Genomic DNA, 12,862 nt, shown 5'->3' on the forward strand with positions numbered 1-12,862 from the left:
CGTTTGCAGGCCGCGGACTTTATCACAGCCGGTGAAAAATCTGACGGACCTGTGACAGTCCGTCACCCTTATCCGGGCCATGCCGAGCGTTTGTATGACGCGCGCATTCTGTTAGGCTTTGTCGTTCTCACTTTCTTTCCGCCAGCGGGCCTTTAGTGGCCTGTGTGGTCAGTTCTGTTAGTCAAGTTCGGCGCCAGAAGCCCATATCCTGCGTTGCTGCTCCTCGCCATAGCGGACTATGACTCGTCGCAGCGCCTTGGCTATGGACTCCTGTCATCCGAACTTGAACTAACGAACTAACCACACAGGCCACTCGCGCTGGTGTCGTCGTTTTGCTGGAGTTCTACATGTTGTTACCCATTTTCCTGTTGTCGGCCGCCGGTTTTACCGTGCTGACCACGGAATTCGTCATCGTCGGCCTGTTGCCTTCCATTGCTCGCGACTTGCACGTCAGCATTCCCCAGGCCGGGCTGCTGGTGACGTTGTTCGCGTTTACGGTGGCGGCGTTCGGGCCATTCCTGACGGCCTGGTTCGCCCGCTTCGAGCGACGCAAGCTGTTTATCAGCGTGCTGGTGATGTTTGGCCTGGCCAACCTGCTGGCCACTTTCGCTCCCAACATCTGGGTGATGGCCATTGCCCGGTTGATCCCGGCCCTGGGCCTGCCGGTGTTCTGGGCGCTGGCCAGTGAAACGGCGGTGGACATTGTCGGACCGCAGTTGGCTGGGCGGGCTATCGCCCGGATCGGCTTCGGCATCGTCTGTGCCACGGTGTTCGGCATTCCAGTGGGCACATTGATTGCCGATGCGTTTGGCTGGCGCAGCGCGTTTGCGATCCTGGCGGTCATTGCCTTCGCCAAGGCCTTGTTGCTGTTTATCTACTTGCCGAAAACCAACTTGCACCAGCATCAGGTGAGCTTCCGTTCGCAATTGAAGATCCTGCGCAGTCCGTTGATGCAAGGGCACGTGCTGTTGTCGATCCTGGTGTTCAGCGGCATGTTCACCGCCTACACCTATCTGGCGGATATCCTCGAGCGCCTGGCCGGATTCGATGGCACCCTGGTGGGCTGGTGTCTGATGGGCTTTGGCGCCGTCGGGTTGTTGGGCAATTCCCTGGGCGGCCGTGCGGTGGACCGGCATCCGTTGATTGCGTCGATGGTGTTCTGTCTGTTCCTGATCGGCGGCATGGTGGCGTTGGTGCCGAGCATTCATTCGCCCCTCGCGCTGGCGGCGGCGATGGGCATCTGGGGTGTGACCCAAGCGGCGTTGTTCCTGGTCAGCCACGTGCGCCTGATGAAGGCGGCCCCTGAAGCACCGGCGTTTGCCGCCTCGTTGAACATTGCCGGGGCCAACCTGGGGATTGGCCTGGGGGCAATGGTCGGTGGCCGGGTCATCGATCACCTGGGCCTGGGCAGTGTCGGGTTCGCGGCGGCCGGGTTCATCTTTGTATCGATTCTGCTGGCGTTGCTCCTGATGACCTTCAAACCCCGCGCGACTTGCATGGATGGCTAAGCGCTGAACAATTCGCGCCGCGCACCTTCGGCAATCGCGACGATGCCCGGGTGGCTGACCTTGCGTTCCACGGAAATGGCGTAGAAGGATTCGCTCACCGCATCGGTCTGGCCGATCACTTCTACGCCATATTGGCGCTTGACCTCTTCGGCGATCACGCTTGGGCCGATGAAAATCCCGCTGCCGGATTGACCGAAGGCCTGCATCAATGCGCTGTCGTCGAATTCGCCAACAATACGCGGCTGGATCTGTTGTTCGGCGAACCAGCGTTGCAAGCGGCTGCGCACCACGGTTTCCGGCCCGGGAATCAGCAGCGGAGCGTCATGCAGGCCGTGGGGGAAATCCTGCCCGTAGCGTTCGGCCAGCGCGGCGGTGGCGAAAAAACTGATCCCGCATTCCCCCAGTTTCTGGCTGTAGCCCTTGATGTCCAGGTGAGTCGGCATCGGGCTGTCGGAAATCACCAGGTCCAGACGCTGGATCGCCAGGTCCGCCAACAGCCGTTCGAGCTTGTCCTCGCGACAGGTGATGCGCAGCGGCTCACTCAACTCCATGGTCGGCGCCAGCAGCCGATAGACGATGGATTTGGGCACCACATCCGCCACCCCGACCCGAAACAGGGTCTGCTGTTCGTTGGGCTGGGCCCGCAGCATCAGTTCCAGCTCACCGCCCAATTGGAACATATGTTCGGCGTAGGGCAGTGTCTGACGGCCGGCTTCGGTCAGTTCCAACTGTCGTCCGACTCGACGAAACAGTTTGATGTTATACGTTTGCTCGAACAGGGAAATCTGCCCACTGATGGTCTGTGGGGTCAGGTTCAACTGCTCGCACGCGCGCACGATGCTGCCGGTTTTCGCCACCACCCAGAAGTAATGCAGTTGTCGATAATTGAGCATGGGGTCACATTGCTTCGTAAAAACCGAAGTATAACCGCTGAAAATACGAATTTTCCTGAAGTATTTGCCTCTCTAGAATGCCTCGCCATTGGTGGGCCACTTTCGGCTCCTTTTATTCTCCCAAGAGGCATTCATTCCATGACATACAAATCCCTGGGGCTTGCAGCCCTGTTGGTGATGTCCGTCACGACACTGGCGGGTTGTGAACAGGCTGAAAAAAGTGCCCAGCAACTCATGGGACAGGCAGCGGAAACCGCCAAGCAGGCCATCGACGATACCCACAAGGCCGCCGAACAGGCGATCAGTGAAGCCACCGGCGGCTTGATCAGCCCAAAGAAAGCGCCGGCGGACAAAGCTGACGAAACACAAACCCCTACCAAAACCATCTAACGCGTCACATCAGTCAGGACTGACCCATGGATTATCTTTTACAGCTCGCCGCCAGCCCCACCGCGTGGATCGCCCTGGCGACTCTGGTCGTGATGGAAATCGTGCTTGGCATCGATAACCTGATCTTCATTTCGATTCTGACCAACAAGCTGCCTGTACAGCATCGTGCCAAGGCGCGGCGGATCGGTATCGGCATGGCGTTGATCCTGCGCCTGGGCTTGTTGAGCACCATTGCCTTCATTGTGCAGTTGACTGAACCGGTCATCGAAATCCTGGGCCAGGCGTTCTCCTGGAAGGACATGATCCTGATTGCCGGTGGCCTGTTCCTGCTGTGGAAAGCGACCACTGAAATCCACCACAGCATGGACCCAGCGCCGAATGATCCGAAGTCGGCCACGTCCGGCGTGACCCTGGGTTTTGCCGCGGCCATCGGTCAGATCCTGATGTTGGACCTGGTGTTTTCCATCGACAGCATTATCACGGCCGTGGGCATGACCGAGCATTTGCCGATCATGATCATCGCTGTCGTCGTATCGGTGCTGGTGATGCTGTTGGCGGCTGAACCGCTGGCCAAGTTCATCAATGACAACCCGACGGTGGTCATGCTGGCCCTGGGCTTCCTGATCATGATCGGCATGACGCTGATCGCCGAAGGCTTCGGCGCCCATGTACCGAAGGGCTATATCTACGCGGCCATGGCGTTCTCGGCGGCGATCGAGGTGTTGAACATGTTGTCCCGTCGAGCCAGGGAAAAGGCGCTGGCCGACAACGCCTGATTCCAGGCAGACAGAAGCCACCCGGGTCCAGGCCCGGGTGGCTTTTTTTTGGATTTGAGAAATATAGGTTTGAAAGTGAGCAGTCAGTGTGCGGCGGCGTGGCGCCGGGCAGGTTTGGCGGCTTTTTCCGATGGCGCTGGTGGCGCGTGATGATGGCGCCGGGCGATTCGGAGTACTCCCCACAGCATGGCCGTGGCTACGCTCAGCCAGCCGAATACCAGCATCAGGATTGTCGTCGTCAGGCTCATTGTGCCTCCTTCTATCCCGGTCCGGGATATCGCACTCAGTACAATGGACAGTCTAGTCGCTCAAGTGTTGCAGCTAATCGATCTGTGGCGCTTGGGGTCGGATCGGTTCGTTCTATCGCCGTCGTAAAACGAGGGTTATGGCTATACCCAGGGCTGTGCGCTTATGATCGTCGACCCAAGCCTGGCCCGGATGCCGGGTGCCTGAACAAGAGAGTCGTCATGTCGCCGGTATTTTCATCGTTTCGATCATGGGTACTGGCGGCGTCCTGCCTCGTCGCCCTGGCGGGTTGCGCGGGCAGCGTATCGCCGCAGATCCAGCGCCTGCCCGAGCGGGTGGAGCTCAACAGCGTGCCGTTCTACCGTGGTGAAATGCACCAGGGGGCGCCGCAGTCCCTGGCCGCCCTGCTGACGTTGCAAGGCACCGTGATCACCCCGGGGCTGCTGGAAAAACCATTGCACCTGCCGGGGGGCGAAGCCGGTTTACAGCAGAATATGCCCACCCTGGCGCGCGAATACGGGCTGCTGGTGTACCCCCTCGACGCCAAGCTGCCCGCGCTGTTGGAGCAGGTCGCGGCGGGCTATCCCGTGCTGGTGCGCTATGTCGACGGTTCTGCGTTCTGGGCCGCGCCTCGGTATGGGATTCTCGCCGGCTACAACCGTCAGAAGCAGACGGTGTTGCTGCGTGCTGGCATGAACCGCCGGCAGTTGATGAGCTTCAGTGCCTTCGAATCGGCTTTCCAGGGCGCGGGCGGCTGGGCGGTGCTGGTCCAGCGGCCCACGCAGCTTCCGGCCAATGTCGACTCACAGCGTTGGCTGAAAGCGGCGGCCGATCTGGCCGGGGCAGGGCAGGAGCAAGCTGCGGCGCGGGCCACCAAGGCCCTGGGCGCTGCGCATTGATTGATCGGCCCGTTCGTCACTTGCCGGGCACGACCCGGCAGTCCTGGGGCTCTTATCGTCAGGGTTGGGGCATTTTCCGACCGTGATTGGAGGAGGCACGCATGGCACAGTCGAAAACACCTACGGGGCCACATTCATCGGAGCATTCCAGCGGTGATGACCTGGGGTTCGATCCGGATTCACCGGACCTTGAGGACCCTCAGGTCGATCCGGTAGGGCCGGCCAAGGCGCCTTTGGACGAGAAGAAGGATGAGGGCAAGCCCAAGTCTTATGATCCGCTGGGTGACCTGAAGCCGTAGATAGACGCGTGGTTTGGTGTGTATATCCGTTTTTTGCGTAACGGCGGCTTATGGTTCCGCTCTTACAGCGGGTCACTTTTGGAAGAGCCGGGAGCCGGACCAGCCAAAAGTAACCAAAAACGCTTTGCCCCACCACTCGGCACCTCGCTAAGGCTCGGTGTGCCCGAACGAAGGCATCGCTCCGTGGGCCGCCGCGAAGGGCCATCCATGGCCCAGCGCGGCTATCCCGGCATCCATGCCGGGTTGCCCACTCCACAATGCCTGCGTTCGGCCAGCGTGGTTTAACGGGGCGTCCAGATCAAGATCAAGATCCGAAGCAGAGCAAGAGCGGGGCACATGCCGACATTGATGTGGCTGAGCCACCGCTATCGCGAGCAAGCTCGCTCCCACACTGGATCTTCAGCAGACACAAAATCCATGTACGCCGCAAAACCTGTGGGAGCGAGCTTGCTCGCGAAGACGCCTGCACATCCAACATCATCGTCGACTGTAATGCCGTCTTCGCGAGCAAGCCCGCTCCCACACTCGATTTTCAGTAACCACAAAACTCATATAAACCGCAAACCCACTGTGGGAGCGAGCTTGCTCGCGATGAGGCCGACGCATCCAACATCACAGCAAACTGACCCACCGCCTTCGCAAGCAAGCCCGCTCCCACTGAAGAAACGCGATCACCATAGAGCCAGGTCGGCTATCAGGCCGCCTTGCGGTGGACGTTGATCTCGGGCGCCCCGTTAACCACGATGGCTGAACGCAGGCATTGGTTCGTGGGCAACCCGGCATGGATGCCGGGTTAGCCGCGCTGGGCCATGGATGGCCCTTCGCGGCGGCCCACGGAGCAATGCCTTCGTTCAGGCATGCCGAGCCTAAGCGAGGCACCGAGTGGTGGGGCAAAAGCGCTTTGGTTACTTTCGACTGGGCCGGCTTCCGGGCTTTTCGAAAGTGACCCGCCGTCAGGGCGGAACCCTAAGTAGCCGTTACCGAAGAAACGGATATACACCCAAAACTCAAAACCCAAGCAAAAAAAGCGGCGCTCCCAAAAAGAAGCGCCGCTTTTTCTAAGTGAACAGCATGACGACGCGTGGATTACTTGGAGGCCTCCACCACGCCACTCTGGCGGCTCTTGAGATTCTTGGCAGCCTTGTATTGCAGGGCCACCGCCGGCACGGCGGCGCTTTTTCCGGTTTCCACCCAGCTACGAATCCGGCTGGCATCGGCGAAGTGCGTGTACTTGCCGAACGCATCGAGGATCACCAACGCCATCGGGCGATTACCCATCTTCGTCACCAGCACCAGGCAGTGTCCGGCCTGGTTGGTAAAACCGGTCTTGGTCAACTGGATGTCCCAGTTAGCCTTGTGGACCAGGTGATCGGTATTACGGAACCCCAGGCTATATACGGGCTTGCGGAAGGTAACGGTCTTTTCCTTGGTCGTACTCAATTCGCTCAGCAGTGGGTACTTGCGGGCGGCGATCAACAGCTTGGTCAGGTCCCGGGCGGTGGAAACGTTGTTGATCGACAGGCCCGTGGGTTCGACGTAATGAGTGCTGGTCATGCCCAGCGCCTTGGCCTTGGCGTTCATGGCGGCAATGAACGCCGCATAGCCGCCAGGATAGTGGTGGGCGAGGCTGGCGGCGGCGCGGTTTTCCGAAGACATCAGGGCGATCAGCAGCACGTCCCGGCGCGACAGTTCGCTGTTGAGCTTGACCCGGGAGAACACCCCCTTCATCTCTGGGGTGTTCGCGATGGTGATGGAGATGTATTCATCCAGGTTCTGTTTGGCATCCAGCACGATCAGGCCGGTCATCAACTTGGTCACCGAAGCGATGGGCACCACCACGTCCGGGTTGCTCGAATAAACGACTTTATCCGTCTGCAGGTCCAACAGCATCGCACTGCCCGAGGCGACTTGCAGCTTGGCCGCATCCCGTGGGGCCGCGATGGTCTCCTGGGCAACGGCATTTTGCGTGATGAAGGGGCCTGTGAAAGCGAAGAACAGGCTGATGATCGAAAGACGGATTTTCACGCGAGTAGACTCGATGGAGTTGAAGGTGCCGTTGAGCAACGACTTTTAAAAAAAACGTCGCATTCTAGGAGTATGGGCGACAGCAGCGCTATATGCCTGTATCGCCAAGGCTTGTGAATAAATAAAGTTTAATGAAGGAGGATTCTGGCGAATCGAATCTGAAAAATTCGTAATTTGCGTGCTCCGTGTATGCGCTCGATCCCTGGCGGCTAAAGTGCGGGCCCAGAAACACCTGTGGGAGCGAGCTTGCTCGCGATAGCGGTGTGTCAGTCAACTGGATGTTGGCCGGTCCACCGCTATCGCGAGCACGCTCGCTCCCACAGGATCTTTGTTGGCGCGTCTATCAGCTATGCAGCGTCTCGGCCGCGTACAACGTGTTTTCCAGCAGGCAGGCGCGGGTCATCGGGCCGACGCCGCCGGGGACCGGGGTGATCCAGCCAGCGCGGGGCAGGGCGGTCTCGTAGACCACGTCACCCACCAACTTGCCGTCGTCCTGGCGATTGATGCCCACGTCGATGACGATGGCGCCTTCCTTGATCCACTCGCCCCTGACCAGCCCGGGTTTGCCGGCGGCCACCACCACCAGGTCGGCACGACCGACATGGCCGGCCAGGTCCTTGGTGAAGCGATGGGTCACGGTCACGGTGCAGCCGGCCAGCAGCAACTCCATGGCCATCGGACGGCCAACGATGTTGGACGCCCCCACCACCACGGCATCGAGGCCATACAGGTCCACGCCAGTGCTTTCCAGCAAGGTCATGATGCCTTTGGGGGTGCAGGGACGAAGCAGGGGGATACGTTGGGCCAGGCGGCCGACGTTATAAGGATGGAAACCGTCGACGTCTTTGTCCGGGCGGATGCGCTCCAGCAGCTTGGAGGCGTCGAGGTGTTCAGGCAGCGGCAACTGGAGCAGAACACCGTCGATGTTCGGATCGTCGTTCAGGCGATCGATCAGATCGGCCAACGCTTGCTGGGTGGTTTCGGAAGGCAGGTCGTAGGCCTGGGAAAGGAAGCCGACCTCTTCACAGTCTTTACGCTTGTGCGAGACATAAACCTGAGAGGCAGGATCGCTGCCGACCAGGATCACCGCAAGGCCGGGCGTACGCAGGCCTTGCTGGCGGCGCTCGGTGACTCGTTGGGCGATCTGCTGGCGCAGGCTGGCGGCGATCGATTTGCCGTCGATAAGTTGTGCAGTCATTGCGCGTGGTTAACCATCGAGAGGGGAAAAAAAGAGAACGCATTCTCGCATGCCGGGGCGTGAGGGCAAAGGCGCTTGGTCTGCAAATTCCCCTAACCCCTTTAATTAAATGAATTTTTTTTAAAAAAGAGTTGACGACCTATCAGGCCGTCTATAACATTCGTCGCACTTGTCGGGCACAGCCTAGCACTGGTTAAGAAGGTGGAGCGGAGTTGGTTGTTTCAACTCGGCAAAGCTGAAAGCACTTAGTTTGTAATCGTCCAAGAATACAGATTAAAAAGGCGCCCGTAGCTCAGCTGGATAGAGCATCCGCCTTCTAAGCGGATGGTCGCAGGTTCGAGTCCTGCCGGGTGCGCCAATTAGGCAGCTTTGGCACAAGTAAGGCAACAAGGCAATATGGTGGGCGTAGCTCAGTTGGTAGAGCACGGGATTGTGACTCCCGTTGTCGTGGGTTCGATCCCCATCGTCCACCCCATATTCTAGAAAGGCGCCAGATCTAAAAATCTGGCGCCTTTGCTTTAAAAGCTTGATACGCGGATGTGGTGGAATTGGTAGACACACTGGATTTAGGTTCCAGCGCCGCAAGGTGTGAGAGTTCGAGTCTCTCCGTCCGCACCATACAAGTGGCTATTTAAATAGCAGAAAACGGCGCAGTACCTGAAAGGGGCTGCGCCGTTTTTGTTTTCAGTGGTTCTGTGTTTGGCGTCGGTACTGTTTTTGCGGTTGTGCGCAGCGCTCGGTTTGTTGCGAATGTGTTTCGTGATGATGCGCAGCATGCCCGTCGGTCTCCTTGTGGGGCGGGGCGCTGCGCGACCGGACTAACCGCTTCTATATAATAGAAACGTTGGCGCAGAGCCTTTGACTGAATCGACTGTATTTGCAATCCGGGTGGGGCATGACCGTTTGTCCCGTCCTAAATCCGGCGCCTGTTTCCAGCGCGTTTTCAGTAGGGTGACTTCTTGAGTTTGACCTACTAGAATGCATGCCCTTGATTCTGGGGTCGGAAACGCCCGGCCAACGTCTGTGCAACGAGGAATATCCATGCAAGTTTCTGTTGAAAATACTTCTGCTCTTGAGCGCCGCATGAGCATCACCGTGCCGGCTGAGCGCATCGAGACTCAGGTCAACAAGCGTCTGCAGCAGACTGCCCAAAAGGCCAAAATCCCAGGTTTCCGCCCAGGCAAAGTGCCAATGAGCGTGATCCGTCAGCGTTACGAAGCTGATGCGCGTCAGGAAGCCGTGGGTGACGTGATCCAGTCTTCGTTCTACGAAGCGGTTGTCGAGCAGAAGCTGAACCCGGCTGGCGCTCCATCCGTCGAGCCTAAAGTGCTGGAAAAAGGCAAGGACCTGGAGTTCGTCGCCACCTTCGAAGTGTTCCCTGAGTTCACCGTTGCCGGTTTCGAGTCCATCGCTGTCGAGCGTCTGAGCGCTGACGTTTCGGATGCTGACCTGGACAAGATGCTGGACATCCTGCGCAAGCAGAACACCCGTTTCGAAGTGGCCGATCGTGCTGCCCAGAACGAAGACCAGCTGAACATCGATTTTGTCGGCAAGGTCGACGGTGAAGTGTTCGCTGGCGGTTCCGCCAAGGCTACCCAGCTGGTACTGGGTTCCGGCCGCATGATCCCTGGCTTCGAAGACGGCCTGGTCGGCGCCAAGGCCGGTGAAGAGCGCGTTCTGAACCTGACCTTCCCTGAGGACTACCAGAACCTGGACCTGGCTGGCAAAGCCGCTGAGTTCACCGTAACCGTCAACAGCGTTTCCGAGCCGAAACTGCCTGAGCTGAACGAAGAGTTCTTCGCCCAGTTCGGCATCAAGGAAACCGGTCTGGAAGGTTTCCGCGCCGAAGTTCGCAAGAACATGGAGCGTGAGCTGCGCCAGGCCATCAAGTCCAAGGTCAAGAACCAGGTCATGGACGGTCTGCTGGCTTCCAACCCGATCGAAGTGCCAAAGGCTTTGCTGGACAACGAAGTGAACCGTCTGCGCGTGCAGGCTGTTCAACAGTTTGGTGGCAACATCAAGCCGGACCAACTGCCAGCCGAGCTGTTCGAAGAGCAAGCCAAGCGCCGCGTCGTGCTGGGCCTGATCGTCGCCGAAGTGGTCAAGCAGTTCGAGCTCAAGCCTGACGAAGCCCGCGTTCGCGAGTTGATCCAGGAAATGGCCTCGGCCTACCAGGAACCCGAGCAGGTCGTGTCCTGGTACTACAAGAACGACCAACAGCTGAACGAAGTCCGTTCGGTTGTGCTGGAAGAACAAGTTGTGGATACTGTTCTGCAGAAAGCTAGCGTGACCGATAAAGCGGTCTCTTACGAAGAAGCGGTCAAGCCGGTGGAAGCTCCACAAGCCGATTGATGGTTCTGCGGTAAGAAATAAACACCCATAAGCCAGCCTTCGCGCTGGCTTATGCGTATTCAAGACATAACTATTTGGGAGTGACTGCGAGACATGTCCCGCAATTCTTTTTATCAGCAGAGCTCTGACATCCAGGCCGCAGGCGGCCTGGTCCCGATGGTTATCGAGCAGTCCGCCCGCGGCGAACGTGCCTATGACATCTACTCGCGCCTGCTCAAGGAACGCGTCATCTTCCTGATCGGCCCCGTTGAAGACTACATGGCCAACCTGGTCGCGGCGCAGCTGTTGTTCCTTGAAGCGGAAAACCCGGACAAGGATATCCATCTGTACATCAACTCACCTGGCGGTTCGGTGACTGCGGGCATGTCGATCTACGACACCATGCAGTTCATCAAGCCTGACGTTTCCACCATCTGCATCGGCCAGGCCTGCAGCATGGGTGCTTTCCTGCTCGCCGGTGGCGCAGCGGGCAAGCGTCACTGCCTGCCTAACTCGCGGATGATGATTCACCAGCCATTGGGCGGTTTCCAGGGCCAGGCGTCGGACATCGACATCCATGCCAAGGAAATCCTCCACATTCGTTCGCGCCTGAATTCGTTGCTGGCCCATCACACCGGTCAGAGCCTCGAAACCATTGAGCGCGACACCGAACGTGACAACTTCATGAGCGCCGAGCGTGCAGCCGAATACGGCCTGATCGACTCTGTGATCAACAAGCGTCAAATGCCTGCCTAAGCCGCTCAAAATGCAGGTGGTTGGGATGACCGGCCGCCTGCGGGCTTGAAAAAGCCCGCAATTGCCTTCATCTTGTGTTGCAAGCCTATCGGATTTGGATCGATCGAATGACTGACACCCGCAACGGCGAGGACAACGGCAAACTGCTTTATTGCTCCTTCTGTGGCAAAAGCCAGCATGAAGTGCGCAAATTGATTGCCGGCCCCTCGGTCTTCATTTGCGACGAGTGCGTCGACCTGTGCAATGACATCATCCGCGAGGAGGTGCAGGAAGCCCAGGCCGAGAGCAGCGCGCATAAATTGCCTTCGCCTAAAGAAATCAGCGGCATCCTTGATCAGTATGTGATTGGTCAGGAACGTGCGAAAAAAGTACTGGCCGTAGCGGTGTACAACCACTACAAGCGCCTGAACCAGCGTGACAAGAAGAATGACGAGGTCGAACTCGGCAAGAGCAACATCCTGCTGATCGGCCCGACAGGCTCGGGTAAGACCCTGCTTGCCGAAACCCTGGCCCGTTTGCTGAACGTCCCGTTCACCATCGCTGACGCAACCACCCTCACCGAGGCGGGTTATGTCGGTGAGGACGTCGAGAACATCATTCAGAAGTTGTTGCAGAAATGCGACTACGATGTGGAAAAAGCCCAGATGGGCATTGTCTACATCGATGAGATCGACAAGATTTCCCGCAAGTCCGACAACCCGTCCATCACCCGGGATGTTTCCGGTGAGGGCGTGCAGCAGGCCTTGCTGAAGTTGATCGAAGGTACGGTCGCTTCCGTTCCACCCCAAGGTGGTCGCAAGCATCCGCAGCAGGAATTCCTGCAGGTCGACACCCGTAACATCCTGTTCATCTGCGGTGGTGCGTTCTCCGGCCTGGAAAAGGTTATTCAGAACCGTTCCACCCGGGGTGGCATCGGTTTCAACGCCGAAGTGCGCAGCAAGGAAGAGGGCAAGAAGGTCGGTGAGTCCCTGCGTGAAGTCGAACCTGACGATCTGGTCAAGTTCGGTCTGATCCCGGAATTCGTCGGTCGTCTGCCGGTCCTGGCGACGCTGGACGAGTTGGATGAAGCGGCGTTGATGCAGATTCTGACCGAGCCGAAAAACGCCCTGACCAAGCAGTATGCCAAGCTGTTCGAAATGGAAGGTGTGGACCTGGAGTTCCGTTCCGACGCGCTGAAGTCGGTCGCCAAACGTGCCCTGGAGCGTAAGACCGGTGCCCGTGGGTTGCGCTCGATTCTCGAAGGCGTATTGCTCGACACGATGTATGAAATCCCCTCGCAGTCCGAGGTGAGTAAAGTCGTGATCGACGAAAGCGTTATAGAAGGCAAGTCCAAGCCACTGTATATCTATGAAAACAGTGAGCCGGCTGCCAAGGCCGCACCGGACGCATAAGCGTCCCGCTGCCGGAACAAAGAAGGGGCCTTCGGGCCCCTTTGCTTTTAGCGCGTTTTAGACATGTCTTAGCGCTTGTTTTTTTTCAAGGCTGCCCCCATCTTGGTTTCAAGCTTACTTCCATCTGTTTCCGGCCCTAGGGCCGCCGTA

The 12,862-nt window shown here is 58.4% G+C and carries 12 protein-coding genes and 3 tRNA genes; 11 read left to right on the top strand and 4 right to left on the bottom strand.

Annotation, left to right across the window (positions count from 1 at the left end):
* Positions 1–347 precede the first annotated feature (347 nt).
* Entirely contained in the window at positions 348–1,508 is a 1,161-nt protein-coding gene (locus AC515T_RS09840; RefSeq protein ID WP_496532307.1) for an MFS transporter, read from the top strand.
* Here AC515T_RS09840 and nhaR read toward each other — a convergent pair.
* Complete coding sequence (gene nhaR, locus AC515T_RS09845) at positions 1,505–2,401, bottom strand: transcriptional activator NhaR (RefSeq protein WP_063322135.1); 897 nt, start codon at positions 2,399–2,401, stop codon at positions 1,505–1,507. The genes AC515T_RS09840 and nhaR overlap by 4 nt on opposite strands.
* 138 nt (positions 2,402–2,539) lie before the next feature.
* On the opposite strand from nhaR, the gene AC515T_RS09850 reads away from it, so the two are divergent.
* Positions 2,540–2,791, top strand: coding sequence for a hypothetical protein (locus AC515T_RS09850; RefSeq protein ID WP_496533101.1), 252 nt, complete (start codon positions 2,540–2,542; stop codon positions 2,789–2,791).
* A 26-nt stretch (positions 2,792–2,817) separates the two neighbouring features.
* Positions 2,818–3,567: a TerC family protein gene (locus tag AC515T_RS09855; RefSeq protein ID WP_454250263.1), complete on the top strand. Its 750-nt coding sequence runs from the start codon at positions 2,818–2,820 to the stop codon at positions 3,565–3,567.
* Between the two features lie 83 nt (positions 3,568–3,650).
* Here the strand turns inward: AC515T_RS09855 and AC515T_RS09860 are convergent, their stop codons facing one another.
* Positions 3,651–3,815, bottom strand: coding sequence for a hypothetical protein (locus tag AC515T_RS09860; RefSeq protein WP_496532308.1), 165 nt, complete (start codon positions 3,813–3,815; stop codon positions 3,651–3,653).
* 219 nt (positions 3,816–4,034) lie between these two features.
* Here AC515T_RS09860 and AC515T_RS09865 point away from each other — a divergent pair, with 219 nt between their 5' ends.
* Positions 4,035–4,712, top strand: coding sequence for a peptidase C39 family protein (locus AC515T_RS09865; RefSeq protein ID WP_496532309.1), 678 nt, complete (start codon positions 4,035–4,037; stop codon positions 4,710–4,712).
* A 101-nt stretch (positions 4,713–4,813) separates the two neighbouring features.
* Complete coding sequence (locus AC515T_RS09870) at positions 4,814–5,011, top strand: DUF6021 family protein (RefSeq protein ID WP_122568032.1); 198 nt, start codon at positions 4,814–4,816, stop codon at positions 5,009–5,011.
* 1,086 nt (positions 5,012–6,097) lie between these two features.
* Here the strand turns inward: AC515T_RS09870 and pbpG are convergent.
* Positions 6,098–7,036: a D-alanyl-D-alanine endopeptidase gene (pbpG, locus tag AC515T_RS09875; RefSeq protein WP_496532310.1), complete on the bottom strand. Its 939-nt coding sequence runs from the start codon at positions 7,034–7,036 to the stop codon at positions 6,098–6,100.
* Between the two features lie 343 nt (positions 7,037–7,379).
* Complete coding sequence (folD, locus tag AC515T_RS09880) at positions 7,380–8,234, bottom strand: bifunctional methylenetetrahydrofolate dehydrogenase/methenyltetrahydrofolate cyclohydrolase FolD (protein WP_053120836.1); 855 nt, start codon at positions 8,232–8,234, stop codon at positions 7,380–7,382.
* Between the two features lie 281 nt (positions 8,235–8,515).
* Between folD and AC515T_RS09885 the strand changes: the two genes are divergently transcribed.
* The 6 genes from AC515T_RS09885 (at position 8,516) to clpX (ending at position 12,712) form a co-directional block, all read left to right on the top strand.
* Positions 8,516–8,592 (top strand) — tRNA-Arg (locus AC515T_RS09885).
* 41 nt (positions 8,593–8,633) lie between these two features.
* A tRNA-His gene (locus AC515T_RS09890) sits at positions 8,634–8,709 on the top strand.
* Between the two features lie 58 nt (positions 8,710–8,767).
* A tRNA-Leu gene (locus AC515T_RS09895) sits at positions 8,768–8,852 on the top strand.
* 423 nt (positions 8,853–9,275) lie between these two features.
* The gene (gene tig, locus AC515T_RS09900; protein WP_496532311.1) at positions 9,276–10,586 is read left to right on the top strand and encodes a trigger factor; all 1,311 of its coding nucleotides are present in this window, start codon (positions 9,276–9,278) and stop codon (positions 10,584–10,586) included.
* 93 nt (positions 10,587–10,679) lie between these two features.
* A complete protein-coding gene (gene clpP / locus AC515T_RS09905; protein WP_003183177.1) occupies positions 10,680–11,321 on the top strand; it encodes an ATP-dependent Clp endopeptidase proteolytic subunit ClpP in 642 nt (213 codons plus the stop codon).
* A 107-nt stretch (positions 11,322–11,428) separates the two neighbouring features.
* Complete coding sequence (gene clpX / locus AC515T_RS09910) at positions 11,429–12,712, top strand: ATP-dependent Clp protease ATP-binding subunit ClpX (protein ID WP_024778305.1); 1,284 nt, start codon at positions 11,429–11,431, stop codon at positions 12,710–12,712.
* Positions 12,713–12,862: the final 150 nt, after the last annotated feature.

Source organism: Pseudomonas sp. FSO-7, assembly GCF_059579345.1.